The organism is Aquella oligotrophica (assembly GCF_002892535.1).
In the GTDB taxonomy this organism is placed as follows: Bacteria; Pseudomonadota; Gammaproteobacteria; order Burkholderiales; family UBA11063; genus Aquella; species Aquella oligotrophica.
In genome coordinates this window covers 326,118-348,342 of record NZ_CP024847.1, presented here as the reverse complement: position 1 = coordinate 348,342, position 22,225 = coordinate 326,118, and the positions used below count along the sequence as shown (strand labels likewise).

The 22,225-nt window shown below is 36.5% G+C and carries 24 protein-coding genes; 13 read left to right on the top strand and 11 right to left on the bottom strand.

Annotated features, from left to right (window positions below; all coding sequences use genetic code 11):
* Window positions 1-65 precede the first annotated feature (65 nt).
* The gene (locus tag CUN60_RS01620; protein WP_102950356.1) at window positions 66-644 is read left to right on the top strand and encodes a hypothetical protein; all 579 of its coding nucleotides are present in this window, start codon (window positions 66-68) and stop codon (window positions 642-644) included.
* On the opposite strand, the gene CUN60_RS01615 is transcribed toward CUN60_RS01620, so the two are convergent.
* A complete protein-coding gene (locus CUN60_RS01615; protein WP_102950355.1) occupies window positions 631-2,100 on the bottom strand; it encodes an adenylate/guanylate cyclase domain-containing protein in 1,470 nt (489 codons plus the stop codon). The genes CUN60_RS01620 and CUN60_RS01615 overlap by 14 nt on opposite strands.
* Before the next feature lie 260 nt (window positions 2,101-2,360).
* Window positions 2,361-2,906 (bottom strand): phasin family protein, encoded by a 546-nt coding sequence (locus tag CUN60_RS01610; protein WP_102950354.1) that lies wholly within the window; start codon window positions 2,904-2,906, stop codon window positions 2,361-2,363.
* A gap of 167 nt (window positions 2,907-3,073) precedes the next feature.
* Here CUN60_RS01610 and phaR point away from each other — a divergent pair, with 167 nt between their 5' ends.
* From phaR to CUN60_RS01550, 12 genes are all read left to right on the top strand, one after another.
* The gene (phaR, locus tag CUN60_RS01605) at window positions 3,074-3,640 is read left to right on the top strand and encodes a polyhydroxyalkanoate synthesis repressor PhaR (protein WP_102950353.1); all 567 of its coding nucleotides are present in this window, start codon (window positions 3,074-3,076) and stop codon (window positions 3,638-3,640) included.
* Between the two features lie 4 nt (window positions 3,641-3,644).
* Window positions 3,645-4,958: a 30S ribosomal protein S12 methylthiotransferase RimO gene (gene rimO / locus CUN60_RS01600; protein ID WP_102950352.1), complete on the top strand. Its 1,314-nt coding sequence runs from the start codon at window positions 3,645-3,647 to the stop codon at window positions 4,956-4,958.
* Window positions 4,959-5,003: 45 nt separating this feature from the next.
* Complete coding sequence (locus CUN60_RS01595) at window positions 5,004-5,858, top strand: alpha/beta fold hydrolase (RefSeq protein WP_158649240.1); 855 nt, start codon at window positions 5,004-5,006, stop codon at window positions 5,856-5,858.
* A 3-nt stretch (window positions 5,859-5,861) separates the two neighbouring features.
* The gene (locus tag CUN60_RS01590; protein ID WP_102950350.1) at window positions 5,862-6,656 is read left to right on the top strand and encodes a bestrophin-like domain; all 795 of its coding nucleotides are present in this window, start codon (window positions 5,862-5,864) and stop codon (window positions 6,654-6,656) included.
* Between the two features lie 194 nt (window positions 6,657-6,850).
* Window positions 6,851-8,056: an MFS transporter gene (locus CUN60_RS01585; RefSeq protein WP_102950349.1), complete on the top strand. Its 1,206-nt coding sequence runs from the start codon at window positions 6,851-6,853 to the stop codon at window positions 8,054-8,056.
* 54 nt (window positions 8,057-8,110) lie between these two features.
* Entirely contained in the window at window positions 8,111-8,812 is a 702-nt protein-coding gene (locus tag CUN60_RS01580) for an SIMPL domain-containing protein (RefSeq protein WP_102950348.1), read from the top strand.
* 3 nt (window positions 8,813-8,815) lie between these two features.
* Entirely contained in the window at window positions 8,816-9,196 is a 381-nt protein-coding gene (locus tag CUN60_RS01575) for a hypothetical protein (RefSeq protein ID WP_102950347.1), read from the top strand.
* Window positions 9,197-9,217: 21 nt separating this feature from the next.
* Window positions 9,218-10,228, top strand: a complete 1,011-nt coding sequence (locus CUN60_RS01570) for an SUMF1/EgtB/PvdO family nonheme iron enzyme (protein WP_102950346.1) — start codon at window positions 9,218-9,220, stop codon at window positions 10,226-10,228.
* Window positions 10,229-10,249: 21 nt separating this feature from the next.
* Window positions 10,250-11,242 carry a formylglycine-generating enzyme family protein gene (locus CUN60_RS01565; protein WP_158649239.1) on the top strand — a complete coding sequence of 331 codons (993 nt, stop codon included), beginning with the start codon at window positions 10,250-10,252 and terminating at the stop codon, window positions 11,240-11,242.
* Between the two features lie 18 nt (window positions 11,243-11,260).
* Window positions 11,261-11,713, top strand: coding sequence for a YybH family protein (locus tag CUN60_RS01560; protein ID WP_102950344.1), 453 nt, complete (start codon window positions 11,261-11,263; stop codon window positions 11,711-11,713).
* Between the two features lie 12 nt (window positions 11,714-11,725).
* Window positions 11,726-12,145 carry a VOC family protein gene (locus CUN60_RS01555; protein ID WP_102950343.1) on the top strand — a complete coding sequence of 140 codons (420 nt, stop codon included), beginning with the start codon at window positions 11,726-11,728 and terminating at the stop codon, window positions 12,143-12,145.
* A complete protein-coding gene (locus CUN60_RS01550; protein WP_102950342.1) occupies window positions 12,146-12,841 on the top strand; it encodes a tRNA-specific adenosine deaminase in 696 nt (231 codons plus the stop codon). It begins immediately after the preceding gene.
* Between the two features lie 7 nt (window positions 12,842-12,848).
* Here the strand turns inward: CUN60_RS01550 and CUN60_RS01545 are convergent, their stop codons facing one another.
* The 9 genes from CUN60_RS01545 to deoD form a co-directional block, all read right to left on the bottom strand.
* Window positions 12,849-13,805, bottom strand: a complete 957-nt coding sequence (locus CUN60_RS01545; RefSeq protein ID WP_102950341.1) for a polyprenyl synthetase family protein — start codon at window positions 13,803-13,805, stop codon at window positions 12,849-12,851.
* A gap of 3 nt (window positions 13,806-13,808) precedes the next feature.
* The gene (locus CUN60_RS01540; protein ID WP_102950340.1) at window positions 13,809-15,533 is read right to left on the bottom strand and encodes an ABC transporter ATP-binding protein/permease; all 1,725 of its coding nucleotides are present in this window, start codon (window positions 15,531-15,533) and stop codon (window positions 13,809-13,811) included.
* Window positions 15,520-16,005: a hypothetical protein gene (locus tag CUN60_RS01535; protein ID WP_102950339.1), complete on the bottom strand. Its 486-nt coding sequence runs from the start codon at window positions 16,003-16,005 to the stop codon at window positions 15,520-15,522. Before CUN60_RS01535 ends, CUN60_RS01540 begins: the two co-directional genes overlap by 14 nt.
* 15 nt (window positions 16,006-16,020) lie before the next feature.
* Complete coding sequence (locus CUN60_RS01530) at window positions 16,021-16,746, bottom strand: 16S rRNA (uracil(1498)-N(3))-methyltransferase (protein WP_102950338.1); 726 nt, start codon at window positions 16,744-16,746, stop codon at window positions 16,021-16,023.
* Window positions 16,747-16,750: 4 nt separating this feature from the next.
* Entirely contained in the window at window positions 16,751-17,482 is a 732-nt protein-coding gene (locus tag CUN60_RS01525) for a lysophospholipid acyltransferase family protein (RefSeq protein ID WP_102950337.1), read from the bottom strand.
* Window positions 17,469-18,032, bottom strand: coding sequence for a D-glycero-beta-D-manno-heptose 1,7-bisphosphate 7-phosphatase (gene gmhB, locus CUN60_RS01520; RefSeq protein ID WP_102950336.1), 564 nt, complete (start codon window positions 18,030-18,032; stop codon window positions 17,469-17,471). The genes CUN60_RS01525 and gmhB overlap by 14 nt, the downstream gene beginning before the upstream one ends.
* Before the next feature lie 34 nt (window positions 18,033-18,066).
* Window positions 18,067-20,157 carry a glycine--tRNA ligase subunit beta gene (gene glyS / locus CUN60_RS01515; RefSeq protein ID WP_102950335.1) on the bottom strand — a complete coding sequence of 697 codons (2,091 nt, stop codon included), beginning with the start codon at window positions 20,155-20,157 and terminating at the stop codon, window positions 18,067-18,069.
* A 286-nt stretch (window positions 20,158-20,443) separates the two neighbouring features.
* On the bottom strand, window positions 20,444-21,190 hold the full coding sequence (locus CUN60_RS01510) for an acetoacetate decarboxylase (RefSeq protein ID WP_102950334.1): 747 nt from the start codon (window positions 21,188-21,190) through the stop codon (window positions 20,444-20,446).
* Window positions 21,191-21,341: 151 nt separating this feature from the next.
* A complete protein-coding gene (gene deoD, locus CUN60_RS01505; protein WP_102950333.1) occupies window positions 21,342-22,058 on the bottom strand; it encodes a purine-nucleoside phosphorylase in 717 nt (238 codons plus the stop codon).
* Between the last annotated feature and the right edge of the window lie 167 nt (window positions 22,059-22,225).

The following is a 22,225-nucleotide window of genomic DNA, read 5'->3' as shown; positions in this document are numbered from 1 at the left end:
ATAAGCATGGATAAAATCATCATTCTATGCTAAAATACCGGGTTTGAATTTGAGAATATTTACTAATGCTGCGATTATTAATCAGGATACTTATCACTTTATTTGTAATTTCTATTGCAAATAATGCATATGCTTGTGGTACTGGGACACAATGGCTATGCGAAATAGGTCATGGATTAGTCATGGCTGAAAGTCAGGGTAAAAATGCCATTTTGGTAAGTGGCTATGCTTACCATACTTCTATTGCCGCTCATTGGCCGATTGGGGTATCAGAACAAACGCCTCAAGACCCGCAAGGACTTAATGAAATTCCTTATGGTCTAGGTTATGGTCGCTCTTGGTATAATACAGACACACATGAAGAATACACCCTTTTTGCAATCGCTTTTTCTGACTCTTACTGGAAACCAGAAGCCCATGTTGGTTATATGTATCAAAAATTCCATCCAATAATGGATAGTGATAATTTTGAATGGGGCTTGGGATATAGCCCACAAATTCTGGTTAAACCATCTTGGACTGGCGACTCACCAATTATTTTGCCATTTATTGGATTAACAACTTCTTTACGTTATAAGAACTTTGAAACCAATGTAACTTGGGCAAATGTGATTTTTATGAATCTAATGTTTAAATTTGATTAAATTCTGCTCGTTCAATAGTATAGACTGAAATTGGATCAGTACGCCCACGAAGAACATGCGCACCAAGATCGGTAAAATTAAACTGATCTCTGACAGCAGCAACTGTAGCCTCGCTAATTAACAATGGAACTTTCAACTGCTTCGTAAATTGCTCAAGCCGCGAAGCAACATTAACCGTATCACCAATTGCTGTATAATCAATTCGCTTCTCCGAACCAATGTTTCCAATTACCGCCAGCCCCGTATGAATCCCAATCCCAATATCAATTTGGGGCTTCCCTTCCAGTAACCACCGTTTCTTGAGTGTAGCTAATTCATCCTGCATTTCTAGTGCCGCTTTGACAGCATGGTATTCCTGCAAAGGGTCATCTAATGGAGCACCAAACTCAACCATGATGCCATCACCAAGAAATTTGTCTAACATTCCATGATTTCTAAAAATCACATCAACCATCACTGAAAAATACTCATTTAGTAATGAAACAACCTGCTCTGGATTTGACTTCTCAGATAGCTTAGTAAACTGTCGGATATCCGAAAATAGCAGAGTGATTTTTCTACGTTCCCCACTTAGTTTCACACTATCCTCAGACTTTATTATTGATTCCATAATATGTTGCGAGACATAGCGAGTAAAGCTTAGCCTAAGTCGTTCACGCTCCTGTAACCCCTGTGCCATATTATTAATTTCCCTTGCAAGCTCTGAGAATTCATCATCTCCGGAAATATTTATTTTCTGGCTAAGGTCACCTTTGTCGATTGCTTTTACTCCCCGATGCAACTGGTCCAATGACTCCGTTTCATGTCGCGAAAGAAACCAGCCCACAACTAAAGCTAAAACAAGAGTTATTCCAAAAGAAAATAAACCAAAAATAAATAATCTATTAAGCTTTGCTGTTATCATTGATGCATAAATATTAACCCCAACCGTAGCAAGATAGTTACCCTTACTATCTAAAATCGGAGCATACCCCATCAGCCAGTCACCCCACTCATCAGTAATAAATCGCGATGGAGAATATAATTGTTTCACATGTTTATTTAATTTTGCTTTAACCACTTCACTGGCGATCTCGCCCGGTGGCGAAAAATCTTTGCTATTACTTTCCTCTGCATCTACCAGATAGGAAAATTCATCACTTTTTAAATCTACAGGTTGTAGGATATAGACATATTTGACGTAAATATCATCTCTTCGATTTATATCACGAACCGCCCTAAGCTCCTTCTGAATTTCAAGATAGCCACTGGAGTATTGGCTAGGATTTTTCTTTAGCTGAAGTAGTGAATTAAGATCAACAGATGCAGCACCTGTAGCCGCAATAGACGTAGCTTTACTATGTAGCTCTTTTAATATGAGCTTTTTTACATGAAAATAGGTAATACTTAATCCAACCGCAGTACTTACAACTGCAGTTCCCACTAAAGAAATATATAGCTTACTTCTATACTTCATGCTTATCTGGTTCTAATTTGAATTGATATTTGAATATTGTATCATAAAAGATTAATGTAACAACTGACATTATATGGCAATATTTAAAAACCTGGAGGTCAAATGAATTCTTATCTTGAGAGTCGTATATTGACCAAGAACCAAGATTAGAGAAGAGTGTATCAATTATCTAATAAAAAAACCTACAGCATTTTACTGTAGGTTTTTTGGTGTGATTTACATACCCTAAAAAGAATAACTGAGTTTATATAATCAAAAGATTACTTTTTAACAGCAGTTTTTTTAGCAGCTTCAACAGTTGCTTTAGTTGCAGCATTGATATTATTATTTGCAAACTCACTAACTTGAGCAGCAACTTTATTCATCGCAGCTAAAGCCTGATTTGCATTATTAATCCAGCCTTTAAGAGCATCTGCGGCAAAATTTGAACCATTAGGATTTAATTGTGATGCACCTTCAACAGAGCTAATAACCGCTTGTTGCATATTATGCATGCTATCTTCAGCTGCTTTGCTGATTTTAGCTTTAACTTCATTTACAACTTCATAAACATCACGAGCAGAAGCAAGATTTTTTTCTACTGCTTGAGTAGCCATAGCATTAATACGACTAAACATTTCTTTAGGATCGCTTACACTAGTCAAACCTTTAATTGCTTTTGAAGTTTCTTCAAGAATTTGACGTGAAGTTTCCAATTGTATGTGTGTTAATTTTTCTACACTTGTAATTGAAGCAGATACTAAATCCATTGCAGTATCGATAGCTTTTTGAGTTTCAGCTGTAAATTGTTCATTTTTTTTCAACATTTTTATATCCTCCAGAATTTGAAATTACTTTCGGGTAATACGCATTATTATGCTATAATCCAAATATATAATGTATATTACTCTCCTACAGGCAGTATTATTGTGCACCGCAACATAATTTGTCAAGTTATTTTTTTATTAATATTTTTCGGCTATATGAATCAGTTATGAAAAAACCTAGTGAGACAAGGATTATTAAGAAATATCAGAATCGCAGATTATATGATACTGCGACCAGTACCTATATTGTATTGGAAGATATTAAGCAAATGATTATTGATGGTGATACCGTCATCGTTACCGATGTAAAAACTGGAATTGATGTTACGCGCAGTGTATTGTTACAAATAATTCTAGATGAAGAGGCAAACCGAACTCCGATTTTTTCAAATGACTTTCTGGTGCAAATAATCCGCTTTTACGGTAAATCATTTCAGTCAGCAATTAGCCCATTTCTTGAACAAAGTATTGACCTATTAAGGCAAACCCAGAAACGATTTTACACACAACTAAAGGCAACCTACCCTAAAGAATCACTGCCATCAAGTATGGAGTTGTGGAAGACATTTCTGCATGATCATGGTCCGCAACTACAACAGAACATTTTTGACTACATAAGTAATAGCACAAGTAATTTTCTTCAAATGCAAGAACAGGTACATGAGCAATTTAGTACCCAAGCAGAAAAATTCATCAACATGATGCAATTTCCGTTTAATAAAGGAAGCAAATAAATAAATGGCACGCATTGGTTTTGTATCTTTAGGATGTCCCAAAGCACTGGTTGACTCGGAAAATATCCTGACCTCACTAAAAGCTGAGGGTTATGACATTGTTAATAGTTATGAAAATGCAGATCTAGTAGTTGTCAATACATGTGGATTTATTGATTCAGCAGTAGAAGAATCTATGAATGCGATTGGCGAAGCATTAAATGAAAATGGCAAAGTGGTTGTTACTGGCTGCTTGGGTGCCAAAGAAGGCATTATTGAAACTCAGTATCCAAATGTATTAGGTGTAACTGGTCCTCATGCCACACAAGAAGTATTGAATCTTATACATAAATACGTACCAAGACCTCATGATCCCTTTACTGACCTCGTTCCACCACAAGGTGTAAAACTAACTCCAAAACATTATGCCTATCTGAAAATTTCAGAAGGGTGCAATAATACTTGCACCTTTTGTATTATCCCAACCATGCGGGGAAAGCTCGACTCATATCCGATTGGGGATGTTCTTTCCCAAGCTGAAAAGCTGGTAGCTGCCGGAGTAAAAGAACTACTAGTAGTATCACAAGATACTGGCGCATACGGAGTGGATAAGAAATATATTACAGGTTTTTATAATGGCAAACCTGTAAAAACTAAATTTTTAGACCTCTGCAAAGAACTTAGCAATTTAGGTGTTTGGGTGCGTCTTCACTATGTATATCCATATCCACACATTGATGAAGTTATTCCATTAATGGCTGAAGGCAAGTTACTACCCTATCTTGATATTCCTTTTCAGCATGCAAGTCCAAAAGTTCTGAAAGCAATGAAACGTCCAGGTAATGTAGATGGATTGCTGGAGCGGATAGCTGCATGGCGTACGGTATGTCCTGAACTTGCAATCAGAAGTACTTTCATCGTTGGGTTTCCCGGTGAAACAGAAGAAGATTTTCAGATGCTACTTGATTTTCTGGATAAAGCCCAGCTTGAAAAAGTTGGCTGTTTTAAATATTCAGAAGTCGAAGGTGCCCCTGCCAATCAATTAGAAAGCCATGTTCCGGAAGAAGTGAAGGAAGATCGCTATCAAAGGTTTATGCAACATCAACAAAAAATCAGCTTTGGGAAACTCCAGGCAAAAGTAGGGCAAATCATGCCTATGATTATTGATGAGGTTAGCCGAAAATTAATTACAGGACGAAGTAAATATGATGCCCCAGAAATTGATGGACTAATTTATATTAAAAATCTTGGTCAATATCCAGATATTCAGCCAGGTGATATTATTGATGTGGAAATTCTGGCAGCACAAGATTATGATCTTTTTGCCAAACCAGTCTAACTTCTGGAAATATTAATTGAACAAATAAGTTTGGAATAGATGCGCATGCAAACCAATTTTATTGAGCGGCAAAATATTTACGCTGAATCATACCGGATTAGTTATTCAAGCTGGGGAAATCCTGATGCAAAAAAAACACTTTTATGTCTGCATGGGCTTAACCGGAATGGGCGTGACTTTGATTATGTTGCGGAATACTTTCTAAAATTTGATTACTATATTGTTGCACCCGATTTACCAGGTCGCGGAAATAGTAGCTATTTGCAAGATGGTCGAGGTTATAATTTAGACAGTACCATCGCTGATTTAACGGCACTAATCGAACAACTTGAATTAAAAAACATTGATTGCATCGGCACTTCTCTTGGCGGAGCCATGGGTTTGATGCTTGCAAGTATGCCTCAAAATAAATTCAACAAGCTAATTTTAAATGACATCGGCGCAGAAGTTGAACTCGCAGGAATTATCCGCATTGCTACTTATAGCGGTGAAGATCTTGATTTCAGCAGCTTTGAAGAGGCTTGTAATTATTATCGTCAATATTCGTTAAATGATGGCATTTATGATGATAGTGTATGGCTTCACATGTTTAGTCATTCATTCCAAAAAAATAGCAACCGTCGCTGGGAGTTAAAGCGAGATCGAAAAGTAGCAGCAAGTTTGGCAGAGGGAATGCTTAGCAATGGGAATATTGATCTTTGGGAGTTCTGGAAAAGAATAAGCCATCCAACGCTGATTATTCATGGTATTAACTCTGACTTATTACTTGAATCAACCATTGAAAAAATGCAGCATCTCCAACCGCAAACAAAGGTTCTGACTATTGAAGATGCTGGACATTCACCATACCTATATCGACAAGAACATCTTAAACGTATTGCCCAATTTTTAATGAGTTAGAAAATGCCAGCATGGTTTTATGATTTACCCGTACTAGCTGCTTTATTTCTTATTTACATAATCTTTGGCTGCATCAGTATATTCGGCTTCTGGATTCGCCGAAAATTCCTAACTAAACGAAAATCTTTCAAAATAATCAGTATTGCTCAACAAACTAGTCTAACCTTTGGTACACTATTTATGGCATTCTGGATTGCAATTAATTGGCAAACTCTGGATGAACTAGCTCTTGCCAGTGAAAATGAAGCACACGCAATATTAAACATCTATAGCATTAGCAAAACTATCCATGATGAAAACTCACGTTACGAAGTACGCCAATCCATCATCAATTATCTAGATTCGGTTATAAATGATGAATATAAGTTCCTTGAACATGGACAGATTAGCAATCAAACCGAAGCCCAGTTTGGCAAACTAATGCAAACCGTATATAGGGACATCCCTACCGAAACCATCCAAGATCAAATGTCCTACCAGCAAATGTCAAATGCATTGAATCAACTGGTTGGCTATCGCACAGAACGGCTTGATTTTGTAAATGGTGAACTAAATGGAGTCTTATTAATTTTTTTCATTATTCTACTAATACTAATCTGTTTCTGGAATGGATGTGTCAGCAATCGTAGTAATCGTAATTTTAGACTGACTATTCTCGCTTTATTTAGTCAAAATTTGATCATCCTATCATCAGCATGGCTTATTCTAGAGATTGATCGCCCATTCCAAGGACACTTCCATATAGGGAATACATCGTTTGTCTCGGTTGCAAATGAAATCCGTAAATTAAACTTTTAGCACTTAATTAACAATTCTAGACGTAAAAAAGTGCTACTTGCATAATTTACCATGAATAATGCTTTCTATGTAGCAGAATCAAAAATAACTACAAGAAGATAATTCATATTTTGCACACCATTTAAGCTTGGCAGGCAACTTAATATTACCAAATAAAAGATAAATAACAGTAGCTACAAATAGGAGGGAAGTAGGTGGATTTACAAAAATATAAGAAAAATTTAATTTGGCTACTCATTGCTTTATTATTCATAACTCAGGCATGTACCGATATTTATTTACCAGCCTTACCAGATATGGCTCGTGAATTTGGCGTCAACCCAGATAAGATGAATCTGAGTATTACTGTTTATGTTTATACCCAAGCATTTTTATTTCTTATTATGGGTGTTATCAGTAATCTATTTGGACGTAAGAAGACAATAATTTACTCCTTGATCGTATCTATCGTAGCTTCTTTTCTTATTGCAATTAGTAGCAATCTATACCTAATCGTACTCTTAAGAGCATTGCAGGCAATTGGTAGTGGTGCGGTATATGTAGTTTCACGCCTGATTATCAAAGAAGTTTATGATCGCGAAGAACAGATTCATATTACCGGATTATTTGTATTGGGGTTAGTTATTTCACCTGCGATAGCTCCAGTACTTGGTTCCTTGATTATCGGTATTTTTAACTGGCGCAGTTGTTTTATTGCGATTGGGTTAAGTTTAGTAATCCTTGTGCTCATAAGTTTAAGACTAATTCGTGAGAGCAATTTACACATGGAAGAAAACCGGAAAAACTTTCATATCAGCAAAATAATTAATTCATATATCTGCGTGCTAAAGAGTCAGGTATTTATTAAATTTGCTATCGTAATTGGTGGCGCATTTGCCTCATTTTATGCGTTTATTTCTATGTCAAGCTATATGTATATCAACGAATACCATGTTAATCATACTTATTATTCCTTTATATTTACCGCAATTGCTATGGGATATTTATTAGGAAATAAGATAATGCTCTACTTAAATAAACGCGGAGTGTCACCAAGAAAAATTGTTCAAGCTGGAATAGTTATTGCACTTATTGCTAGTTTAATCATGATAGTTAGCCTTATTTCCGATACCAAGCTAATGGTTTTAGCTATTATTTCAATGGGTGGATTAATTACGCGAATCTCAACTGCATTTATAAATCCGCCGATTCAGGTAGAGGTTACCCACTATTTCAAAGAAGAGAGCGCAATGGCTATCGGACTACTCAGCTTCTTACAGTATATTTTTGCTGGTTTTGGTTCATGGTTTGTAGGTAAATTACCATTAAATCCAAGCCATAGCATTGTAGTTAGTTCAATATTTTTTGCATCTATGTCTTTGCTAGCATTTATATCTATTGCCCATAAAGATTTTAAATAATTCCAGTCATCTAGGCTGGATCACCATATATAACTCTATTTTAAAGGTAGTTCAATGAATAAATTAGTTATTGCAATTATAGTAAGTCTGGGTCTTGCCAGCAGTGGTTATTTCGTTGGTAATGGAATAAAGTATTTCCGTAATTTTGATCGTTCGGTAGAAGTAAAAGGTCTTGCCGAACAAACTGTAAAATCAGATTTGGCAACTTGGAGTATCAATTTTGCGGTCAGTGGTGATACTTTGGCACCATTAAATAAAACCATTAGCCAGAATCAGAAACTAGTTACTGATTTCTTGCTGCAAAATGGTTTTAAGCAGCAGGATATCCAGCAAGGAACTATTAGCGTTATCGATAATTGGGCAAATCAATACGGAAACAATAATGAGAAACTTCCGCATTACCAAATAAGTAATAGCGTTAGCGTTACTACCAGCAATGTTGATTTGGTAGCAAAAGTCAGTCAGAATGCGGGTGAACTGGTAAATCAAGGAGTAATCGTAAATAATAATAGTATCAGTTATTTCTATAATAGTCTTAATACCATCAAGGCTACGATGCTCGATCAAGCGACCCAGAATGCCAAACAGGCAGCAGAAACTTTTGCTAAAAATACCGGTAGTCAGGTTGGTAAGATTAAATCTGCATCCCAAGGCGTATTTACCATTTCTTCCCCAGATGGTGCGATTGTCAATGATACTCAGAATATTAGCAAAAAAGTACGGATTGTAACCTCAATCCAGTTTTTCTTAAATTAAGCCATGCGTAAGATAATTATATTTTTGATGGTACTATATAGTATTAATACTGAAGCTTTAGGTCGTGAATTTCCAGCAAACACTATTTACGCTATCTTAAAATCCGTTAATTATCCACAAATTACAATTCAGGAGATCCCTAGTAATTGGGGTAGCTCTATGTTAGGATTATTCTTCTTATCATCGGCAACGATGCAAATGACCCCAGCCTCAGTTTTAAGAGATCAGGATAATAATAATCAAGTACAAAATTACATTTATAATATCATAAATCAGCCTGTTGCCATCCAACCAGACTATCAAGGTCGGGTTTGGTTAATTTGGTATCTTACGGATAATGAAACCCAATGGGTGATTAATAACAAGTATAATATCTGGAAATAAACTATCCTTGTAGGAATATACATGCAAATCAAAAAATACATGTCAATATTAGGACAATTAACAGCCCTTTCAATTCCTTTAATCGCCTGTTCTCAGGGAGGAAGTAGCAGTTCCACTATAGCACAAATTAATTATCCGCTTGTAACTATAGCTAACCCGAATAATCCAAATGACCCACTAACTGGGATTGGTTCGATTGACTATATATATCAAATTGGAAAATATGATGTAACGATTAGCCAGTATGCAACATTTCTAAATGCTGTTGCCAAAACTGACAAGTATTTTCTCTACGATGAAAGAATGGCAACCGATCTTAATTCAGCCGGAATAACGAGAAGTGGTAGCGAAGGTAACTATAGTTATACAGTGATGGATAATGGCGGCTATAGTGGTAATCGCCCGATCACGTATATCACGTGGTTTAATGCTGCGCGTTTTGCTAACTGGATGGCTAATGGTCAGCCAGTCGGAGTAGAAGATAGTACGACTACTGAAAATGGTGCATATAATCTCAATGGTGCAATTACGGGTGATGCTATTGCTAAAAACGTAATTAATCCCAATACTGGTAAAGCTCCAAGTTATTATATCCCAAAATACAATGAGTGGTATAAAGCAGCTTACTATAGCCCCAAACTCAATAATGGTGCTGGTGGCTATTATCTTTATGCAACTGAAAGTAATGCTGCACCGGGAAATGTAATTGGCGATAAACCAAATCAGGCAAATAATTTTCCGTCCTCAACATTTAGTGTTACGCAATCACCAACTTATTTATATGCAACTCAAAACTATCTAACTGATGTTGGAGCATTTACTAATAGTAGTAGCTATTATGGTACCTTTGATCAAAATGGCAATGTTTATCAATGGAATGATCTAGATGGTAATCCCGCGCCATATCGGGGACTTGCTGGTGGCTACTGGTTTTCCGGTGCTTATTCAATGCAAGCTACGATATATAATACCAATGTGCCAGATAAAACCGATAATGGTGTTGGCTTTCGTCTTGCCAGTCCAGCACAATAACTATTTATGTTGAGAGTTCAAATGAAAATATCCAGATTTTTTAATCGCTATAATTCCAGTAAAAAGGCTATTTTGCTGACATTAGTCGGATTTTGTCTTGTTCCAGTCCAAGCACAGGTTATTTATGATATGGTTGTCATTGGTAATCCTGGAAATAGCAATGATAAAACAGGTTTTGGAGGGGTTGCCTATACCTATCAAATTGGCAAATATGAAGTAACTATTGGACAATATACTGAATTTTTAAATGCTGTAGCAAGCGAATCTGACCCCTATGGACTATGGAATTCAAGTATGACTATCCCAAATATTCAGGGAATCGGTCGTAGCGGTAGTAGTGGCAATTATTCATATAGCGTTATGAACACAAGTAGTGAAAGTGACATTAGCAGTAACAATATGCCTGTTACTGGAGTAAGCTGGTTTAGTGCCGCTAGATTTGCTAACTGGATGGCTAACGGACAACCCAATGGTAATGAAAGCGCTGGTACAACCGAAAATGGGGCATATACGCTAAATGGTAAAAAATCTGGTACTACAGTTATTAGAAATACAATTAATCCAAATACCAATGCAGCCCCAACATACTATATCCCAACTGAAAATGAATGGTATAAAGCGGCATTTTTTAATGGTCGGGATTACTATGTTTTTGCGACCCAACATAATACTACACCGTCAAATATAATCGGAGATAGCTCAAATGCAGCAAATTTTCTCTCCGATGCCACAACTGGCTATTCAGTACCGCAATCAATGTTATATTCTTCAAGCCAAACTTATCTGACTAATGTCGGTACTTTCATAAATAGCATCAGCTATTATGGTACTTTTGACCAAAATGGTAGTGTTTGGGAATGGACAGACATGGATGGTAGTGTTTCTTATTATCGCAGCATTAAGGGCGGAGCATGGACATCAACACCACCATATTTGCAATCATCATATCGTTTAGTGACAGTACCCTCAACAATAAGTGTAAATTCTGGCTTTCGTTTGGCTGGTTCAATCTAGGTTTTCTAAGGAAATTTTATGAAAAAAATACTAATATTAATTTGTACAAGCCTAATAATCTCGGCAAATGTTTCTGCCAAAGAACTAACGCCGCAACAAAATCAGAAAATTCAAAGCGAGATCACTGCCGCAATGACTAAATCAGTAAAATGTTGGAATAATGGCGATCTAGAATGTTTTATGGATGGCTATGTACATAGTGATAAAACCCTGTTTATTTCTGGTGATAAATTTATTTATGGTTGGCAAAATTCTTATGATCACTATAAGAAAAAATATGGTGATGATAAAAAAGGGATGGGGCATCTGCAAATTACGGTAGAAGATATTAACCCAATTGATAGTACTCACGCTTATTTAACTGGTAAGTGGCATCTAACAACTGAGAGTAAAGAATATAACGGCGTTACCTCGTTGATTTTTGAGAAAATTGGTAATAAATGGCAGATTATTCTGGATCATTCCAACTAAGGAAAATTATTCATGATTCAAGGCATAAATCATATAACTCTAAGCGTAACAAATATCACACGTTCTTTTGACTTCTATCGCAATATAATTGGACTCAAGCCTCTTTGCCGTTGGCATCAGGGCGCATACTTTCTCGCTGGAGAAACATGGTTCTGCCTTAATCAGGAAATGGAAAAAAAGCATATTCGCGAGGATTATACACATTTTGCTTTTGATGTAAAAGAAGAGGATTTCAATAATCTAAGTCAGCGAATTATTGATTCTGGCGCGCATATCTTTAAATCAAATAAATCTGAAGGTGCATCACTATATTTTTGTGATCCCGATGGGCATAAGCTAGAACTACATGTTGGCTCATGGCAAACTCGACTTGCCAGCAAAAGAAATTCTGTCGGTAGTTGGGAACAAGTTGAATTTTTTATCGATGAATAAATGCCTCAAATAAGTAGGAGTTTACAAACTAAGCTTGGTCAGATTGGGATTAATAATCTTGATGAATTAATGGCTATCGGTTATTTGGAGGCTTTTAGCCGATTAAGATTATTTTTATCTGGAATAAGCTTTAAGGAATTATTTATACTTTATTCGCTTATTAAGCAGATTGAATATAAAGATCTGACTGAAGATTTAAAGTCAGATTTGATTAAAGAATTTAGAAAATTACCTCCACGCCATAAACCACTATCCCCTGAAACAATTAATAACTATCTTACAATAGCCGAAGAATTGGCACATCAGGCAAAAAGTGCGAGTGAAATTCCGATTGGTGCGATTATTGTTGAGAATAATCAGATTATCGGAAGGGGCTTTAACCAGACCCGTAGTCATAATGATATTCTTGCTCACGCAGAAATTCAGGCTATCCGCGAAGCACAAGATTTTAAACAGAATTTTCGTCTGAATGATTGTGATCTATATGTAACTATTGAGCCGTGTCTAATGTGTAGTGGCGCAATAATTAATAGCCGAATCTGTCGTTTGATATTTGGGGCGAGAGAACCTAAAACTGGCGCATGTATAAGCCAGTTTCAAATATTTAATAATTCCAATGTAAACCATCACTGTGAAATAATTGGTCCAGTTGATCAGGATAAATATAGCCAGCTATTAGTAGATTTCTTTCAATAATAACTAATTATTTGATTCGTTCAATACTTAGTTCTGCAATATGAAATAAAACATCACGATAGTTATTATCTGGCAAATCTTTTAATGCATCTTTTGCCTTCAATACATAATCATGCGCTAGCTTCCGACAATAATCAAGACTATTACTATCAAGCACCAAATTAACTATTTTCGCAATATCTGCTTCTTTTGGCTTATCGATTGCCGCGGTAATTAATGATTTAGTATTTGCATCCCCAGTTGCTAATAAAAATATCAGTGGCAAGGTTACTTTACCTTCAAGTAAATCATCACCAACATTTTTACCCATTACTTCCGAGCTACTATTATAATCGAGAATATCATCAACTATCTGGAACGCTGTGCCAAGGCAGATGGCATAATCGGCCAATTTATCTTCAATGTCTACCGTCGCGCCGCTAACAATTGCGGCTACACGTGCTCCAGCTTCAAATAATCGCGCGGTTTTACTTTCGATTACCTTAAAATACTCCACCTCAGTTAAATCACTACGCCCAATATTTAATAACTGTAATACTTCGCCCTCAGAAATAACATTAGTGCTATCTGCCATGATTTTAAGCACTTTAAGTGAATTACTTTCAACCATTAACTGAAATGCGCGAGTATAAATAAAATCACCCACGAGAACACTGGCTGCATTACCAAACATCGCATTTGCGGTTGCACGTCCACGGCGTAAACCAGACTCATCAACTACATCATCATGTAATAGAGTTGCAGTATGAATGTACTCTATCATTGCCGCCATTTTATAGATTAATTCAGAAGAATTGCCAAGCATTCTGCCACACATTACTGTAAGTAACGGGCGAATCCGTTTGCCACCAGCCGAAATAATATACTCACCAACCGTATTAATTAGAGGAACTTGTGATCCCAAATCCTTTCTGATTACTTTATCAACAAATTCCAGCTCTGATTTTACTAACTCTTCAAACATTCTTTATGCACTTTGTAACTGATTAAAATCTAATTCCTGATTATGCCACTGTTTTAACGTACTCCGATGACCAACGCTAATTACCACGCTTGCTGGTAATTTATCTTGAAGTAGCTGATATAGGTGCTGCTCCATTTCTTCATCCAGTGCTGAGGTAGATTCATCGAGATAAATTACGGTTGGAGCATTTATTAAGATCCGAGCAAAAGCCAGGCGCTGCTGTTCGCCTAATGATAGTATTTTACCCCAATCACTGATTTCATCGAGGCGACTGGCAAGATAGGCAATACCACACTCACGTAGGACTACTTTTAACGCTTCATCATTCGGTAAATTCTCAATTAATGGATAACAAATGGCTTCACGCAATCTGATTGCTGGTACATATGGACGTTGCCCAACAAATAACTCATTGCTAGCTACATCTGCAACCCTTATTTCACCGGTAGAATACGGCCATAATCCAGCTAGTGAGCGTAGCAAAGTGGTTTTTCCACTACCTGAACGCCCGCGTATCAATAAGCGATCGCCAGCAGATAATTTAAAATTTATGCCTTGCACTAGATTTTTACCATTCGGTAAATTAATACTTAAATTACTTACCAGTAATAATCCATTCTGGTCCGGTAATTTCTCTAGCCCATGCAAATTTGTAGCATTAACTACTGATTCTTCAAAACCGTATAAACGATCCATTACCGCACGCCAACCAGCAAGTGAACCGTATGCATCTAAGAAATAGGATAACGCATCTTGTACCCGACCAAAAGCCGACATAGTTTGCATCAAATCACCAAGAGTCATCCCTTTGGCAAGATAGCGTGGTACATTCACCAAAAGAGGAAATAAAACTGAGGTTTGCCCATAAGCGAAATTAAAACCATTAATTTTTAGTGTTCGTTTAACTACGCGCATAAAGTTATCAACAACATTATGAAATTTCCCAGTTAAGCCAGTCTTTTCCTGTTGCTCACCGTTATAAAAGGCAATTTCTTCACTATATTCACGAATCCGCAATAAACCAAAACGAAAGTCCGCCTCATATACTTGTTGACGAAAATTAAGCTTAATTAATGGTTTACCAATTTTAAATGTGATGTACGTGCCTAATCCAGCATAAAGAACAGCTAACCAAACCATATAGCCCGGAATATATAATTTATGCCCCAATAGAGTAAAATTAAAATTACCCGATAAATGCCACAAAATACCAACAAAAGAAAACAAGCTTACTATCGATGTTAATAGCCCAAGGCTCAAATCTAAGGATGAACCAATAAAACTACCAATATCCTCACTAATACGCTGATCTGGGTTATCAACCTTCTCGGTAAATCTACTCTTATAATATGCTTGATTAGATAACCAATTATTCAAGTAGCGATCTGTCATCCAACGACGCCAACCAATTTCCAGATGTTTACGAATGTAAAACGATATTAATTGTACCACTACGTTGAAGAAAGCAATCCAGCCAAATTTTATTACTAGAGGTGTAAAGAGCTTTTTATCATAACGCTGTAATGCATCATAAAATGAGTTATACCAACTATTTGCAACTACTGTAATATAAACATAAGCCAAATTTAATGCAATAACTGCAATAATTTGTGCATAAGCTTTATATTTTTGCTCGCTAGTCCAATATGGTTTTGCCAGATGCCATGCGTCTTTGATCCAGTCAATTGCTTTTCGATTGTATCCACTACGTCCATTACTTGGTTGCATATATCGGTCCTGATCCTATAGAAACACCATCTGCTGAATATAAATAATATGTTGCCTGAAAAACATAGATACTACCTTGCAATGTCACACTACAAGCATTAAAAGTAATTGTACCTGACTGTGCTGCCGCACAGGTAGAATAGCTAACTACCCCATTGAAACAAGGATTATTCTGGTTAACATTTTGCCCACCATTGACAAAACTTCCTTGAATTATTGGTATTTGACCAGAACCTATATTCAAATCATAAAAGACAGTAGTTGATTCCTGAACAATAAAGGTTAGCTGTTCAGGACCATTACTGATGCAAGCATTGGCGCCACCATTAGATAAATTGCCAATCCCTGGCGTAAAGGTCCCAGTAAAAGCCGTGCCACCAATAGGCATATTTTGTCCATCCGTACCAGCACCACACGCAATTAATACTATTGCAGTTGTCAGATAAAATAGTTTAACCATTGCTGATTTCATTTTATATTCCCCTTATTAATTAATTTGAAAGTCGCCAAAATGACAATGCAATAATGAAATTGCCGTAATTGCTGCTGTCTCCGCCCGTAAGATTCTTTTACCCAAGTTAAGATTATGAAACCCAGCTTCATTAGCAAGCCTGATTTCACTCTCAGTAAATCCCCCCTCTGGACCAATAAGCAAGGAAATTGATTGCGGATTATTAACTTTAGCCAACTTACTTGCAGCGTGATGTGGTGATAAAATATAATTTATCTCACTTTTATCTTCATCTATAACAGTAGCAAATTCCTTTATTTCAGAGACTGTTGCTAACTTAGCTCTTCCGCACTGTTCACTAGCTGCAATTATTATTTTCCGCCAATGCTCAAGTTTACTTGCTTCGCGTTCAGCCTTGATTCGCTGAGTTTTCTCGGTAATTACAGGAATTATTTTTTGCACACCGAGTTCAACAGCTTTTTGAATAACCAGCTCTAGTTTATCATTGGAAATCAGGCTAATCATAAGCGTAATTATAAAATTAGCTTCAGTCTGATTTTTAACTTTATTGTTAATCACCACCGAAGCCTCACGCCGACCTAATTCCACGATCTTAGCGTGGTAATCATGTCCATCATTATTAAATAAAGTAATCTCTTGCTGTAGCTTCAGACGTAACACAGTAATATGTCGAACCACATCAGGAGGTAGCGAGACTTCATCTCCGACATTTAATAAAGTATCAACATAAAAACGCGGCATCTGACTAACTACCCATATGATCCAATTGTTCCGTTATCCAGCTTCTAACCTTTGAAGTAAGATCGGTTGGGTCATTATCATCTGGATAAATAGGCTTGCCAATTTTTACCGTTACGATTCCGGGATAAAACCAAAAACTATTTTTTGGTAGGCAATAACCAGCATTATGAGCAACAGGAATTATAGGAACCTCCATCTTGATTGCCAATTTAGCAGCACCATATTTAAATGGTTTACGTGCTTTTGGCTTAACTCTGGTACCTTCTGGAAAGATACAGATCCAAAATCCTTGCCGAAAACGCTCATTACCCTGCTCAATTACCTGCTGTAAAGCATCTTCTCCTCGACTGCGATCTATTGCAATTGGCGAACACATCCGTGCCCCCCAACCAAAAAGCGGTATTGATAAAATCTCTTTTTTCATAATCCACACTATCGGCGGAAAAATGCAATTAAACGTAATAGTTTCCCAAGCAGATTGATGATTTGAGACAATAAGTGCAGGTTTATCTGGAATATTCTCTAAACCGCTTACCTGATGTTTGACTCCAGCAACATGCTGTAATAAAAAAGAGAAATAACGGACAGAGCTATTAATTATTCGATGCTTCTGCTGTCGGTTTAATGGCCAGATAAATAACATCACCACATTATAAACTGGAAGTGCTGCTACCGCTAGAAGCCAGAATATACATGAACGAATTACAATAAATGGGGTCAGCTTATTCTTCTGCATTTTCACGCTGCTCTTTTTCAATAATATATTCACTAGCTTCAAGCAAATTTTCAAATACCAGAGTACCCAAAGGTAATTTTTCTTTCATTAGCGTTTTTTTACCATTGCCAGTTTTGACAAGTAATGGAATACCTCCAGCATTACTGATTGCCTCAAGATCACGAATACTATCACCGATCATCATTATATTGGAGATATTATCGACATTAAACCGTTCACAAATATCAAGTATCATTCCCGGCTTAGGCTTACGGCAATTACAATTATCTTCTGGAACATGTGGACAAAAAATAATCGCACTAATGCTACCACCTGCTTGATCTACCAGCTGATGCAATTTAATATGAATTTCATTCAGTTCTTCCATACTAAAAAGCCCACGTCCAACACCGGATTGATTGGTACAAACAATCACATTAAAGCCAGCCTGACTTAAATTGGCAATTGCCTCAATACTACCAGGCAAAAGCTCAAATTCATCAACATTTTTGATGTATGCTTCACTATCGTGGTTTATTACACCATCACGATCAAGAAAGATTAATTTCATTTAATGGTCACTTTCTGGAAAATTCCGGACATAATTACGATAATTCAGCAAAGTTGCAGATATAATTAAAGCGAACTTGTGCAGCTTGTAATAAAGCCAAACGGTTGTTTCTTATATCTGAGTTCTCATCCATTACCATTACATTTTCAAAGAAAGCGGCAAGTATTGGTCCAGCCTTTAGCAACCCATTGAAATAATTTTTATATTCCTCATCAATTGCTGCATTTTGATTAAATTTAAATAAAAATTCAAATAACTTCTCATCATACTGATTTTTTTCAGATATACTGGAACTAGGCTCACCTAATTCAGTGCTAACATTTTTCTCAAGAATATTCTTAATCCGTTTATTTGCCTGAATTAGTTCGGTTGCTTTAGTATCTTGACCTAAATCACTCAGATAAGGTAAAAGCTTATCTAGTCTTGTCAATGATTTATCAATACCTAAATCGTCGCGTTTAAATTGATAAGATAATGATTTTAACGCGGCTCTAACAACTGGAGTTGAATAACCACCTACGCTAGTTAAATAATTCTCTGCTCGTTGGAGAATAAACTCATACAATTCAGCAATAATTTTAGCATCAAAATTTTTATCTTTAAATGCACTAAATGTAATCTCAAGTAGAGATTTCAAGTCAATTTTATGTTTAAGTAAAATCCGTACGATACCCAAAGCTGCCCGTCGTAAAGCATACGGATCTTTATCTCCGGTTGGAATCAGCCCAATTCCCCAGATCCCAACTAGGGTTTCTAGTTTATCGGCTAATGACATAACTATTGCCAAGTTACTGTCTGGCAAATCATCGCCACTAAAGCGTGGGTAATAGTGTTTTTCTATCGCATTCGCAACTTCTTGGGTTTCTCGATTAAATTCGGCATAATACTTACCCATTATACCTTGAAGCTCTGGAAATTCACCAACCATTTCTGTTGCCAGATCAGCCTTTAACAAGTATGCAGTGTGCGATGCCAGATTTTCATCTACACCTAACGATGATGCAATCCCAGCAGCTATCTGTTGCAAGCGCTTAATGCGTTCAAGCTGACTACCCAATTTATTATGATAAACGACCTTTGCCATCTTACTGACAAACTCTTTTAATGGTGTGCGCTTATCAAATTCAAAGAAGAACTCAGCATCAGCCAGACGCGCCGATAAGACTTTCTGATTACCTTCGATAATCACCTGTGGATCTTTAGAGATTAGATTGCTAACAAAAAGAAATTTATTAGTTAGCTTGCCATTATTATCAAGTAAAGCAAAATACTTCTGATTTTTTGCCATCGATAAAATCAAGCACTCTTGCGGTACGTTAAGAAATTTCTTATCAAATTCACCAACTAAAATTTCTGGCCACTCGACTAATGCCGTTACCTCATCAATTAAGCCATCTATTGGACTAATGGTAAAGCCTAGCTCACTAGCTTTAGCAGTTAACCCTTCGCTAATCAATTTTTTACGTGCATTAAATTCAGCAATTACCTTACCACTCGCTTCAAGCTTAGTAAAATACTCGCTGGCATCAGCAAAAATCACTGATTCCTTAGACATAAAACGATGACCATTAGTCTCATTATGGCTTTTAACACCAAGAGCGGCACAATCAATAACCTTGTCATTAAACATTACAGTAAGTCCATGCACAGGTCTGACAAAGGTAAAATCATTATCTCCCCAACGCATCCCTTTAGCAATCTGAACCTTTTTTAAGCCATTTAAGATTGTTTCCGGTAAAACCTCATCCAGAGATTTGCCTTTAACTAGCGAAGTAAAATAGAAGTAACCATCATCACGTTGCTCCAGATTTTGCCAATCGGTGCCACATGATTTCGCAAAACCAAGTAATGCTGGCTGTGGATTACCATCTTTTAGCCCCATACTAATTGCTGGACCTTTACGGAGTAAAGTCTGATCTTTTTGTATCGAATTAACCCCATTTATAACGCAACCAAAACGGCGTGGAGCTACAATTACCTTTAAGCTACTATCATCATGTAAAAAACCAGCAATCTGCTCGCGAATACTCTCGGCAAATGGATTACCAATATTTTGTTCAAGATTTATCGGAGGTAACTCCTCAGTTAAAAACTCAATTAATAAAGTACCGCTTAAATTTGTCATCTTAGATCTAATTCCTTTATTTGATATCAGCTTGCTGATTAAAGCATTTTTATAATTGCATAATTTTACACTATTCAATGACTATACGCTTAACCTTAGAATCAGTATTGTAGTTTTATGTATAGTTATTTGTTTAATACGAAGATAGAATGGAAGAAATGAACTTTGAAAATAAATCCATAGGTTAGGATTGCCAAATTAACGTATTAGTCTGTTTGCTAAGGGAGAGAAAAGCAGGTGGCTTTCAACCACTCAGCTTTTCCGAATAAAGGCAAGATTATGTCAATTAATCCTTTAAATAATCATAAACTACTTCACCAAACCCTAAAGTTAAATCAGCAATTAAATGTGTTCCACTAATAACTTTTCGCACTGGCAACTTCGCAACAGGTGCTAAAGCATGTTCAAATAGCTGTAGTGCAGCAGGTCCAGTCCAAGCACCATGCACCGTTACATCTTTTAGGAAATAACGAACCAGTTGACACAAGCTTGCTTCCTTACCATTTGCATGTGGAATTATTTTTATCAGATAATTTGGTATTTCGGTCAGATTTTTATGCATTTTAGCAATATCAAGCGGCTGGTATTTGAACCCCATTGTCCCAACAGCAACAGTAACACTGTTATAGTGCAAAGTTCCAAGCAGAGTATCCACATCAATTTCCAACTTTGGACTAGCATATTTCTTTGGAAAACCCCAGATCTCACGACCTGCTGCAATTGGTGCTAAATCATCTAAAAACATCATGTGAGAATAAGTACCAGGCTTACCATCAAACTCTACCTCAATAACTTGCCCAGCTTCGGTAAAACTACCAAACCCATGAGCATCTGGCATTTTCATAAATTCAAATTTGACTATATTACTCGTTACCTTTAATGGCTCAGGAACAACTGCTTGAAGTGCATCAAGGTCTGTCTCATAAGCAATAATCAGATATTCGCGATTCCCAAAAGAGTAATCAATCTGCAATGCACTTGGTGAAGTAAGTGGCATAGCAAAAGCATTTTTTTTAATATCAGCAATTTTCATCTAATTTCCTTTAGTACGTAATGTAATACAGATAATCTAAAAGCATTTTAACATATTTCACAATCTTCATTCCTATATAAAAAGCCGTTGCAACAAAAGCTACCCATGATTGTGATATTCGTTATAAACGCATAATTTCTATTGACAATTTTCAGATAGATGCCTCAAGTGCAATTTGTAGCATTTTGGTAAAAGAATTTTGCCGCTCCTCACTAGTAGTAGCTTCATGTGTTACCAAAGAATCTGAAATAGTTAATAAACACGCGGCATGTTTATTCAATGCCTTAGCATTAGCAAATAAAGCAAATGCTTCCATCTCTACGCAAGCGCAACCATATTCCCGGTTAATGTCAATATAATCTTCAAAACGCTCACGATAAAATACATCTGAACTGTGAATGCGAAGCTCTCTTACAGGAGTATTAATACTAGATGCAGCAGCTAAAATTCGTGCATTCAGTGCATCTGATGGCTCAATAAATGGTTTATCATACCCACCTTGTACTTTAGCGTAGCTTGATTCACTCCAAGCGTCTTTAGCCAAAACCACCTCATATAATCCAAGATCGGCACTATATGAACCAGCTGAACCAACTCGTATTATGTTTTCAACCCCATAAAAGGAATATAACTCATAAGAATAAATCCCCATGCTAGGCATGCCCATACCACTACCCATTACTGAAACTTTATGTCCTTTGTACTCTCCAGTATAACCGAGCATATTACGTACACTATTAATCTGTATAACATTACTTAGATAACTATCAGCAATCAATTTGGCTCTTAGCGGATCACCCGGCATGATAACTGTTTTGGCAATTTGACTAATATCAGATAACTCAATGTGTGGGGTAGGTATTGGCATTTAAATTGCTCCAAAAATATATTGTTTTATTCAAGCAGTTTATTATACTACCATCGCTAATTTCCCTGGAAATAATTCATCTACTATGCATGACCAAAAAACTCACGTTTTTTGTATAAATGTTATACGTTTTTATTAATTGACGATTCCACTACCAATATAGCAAA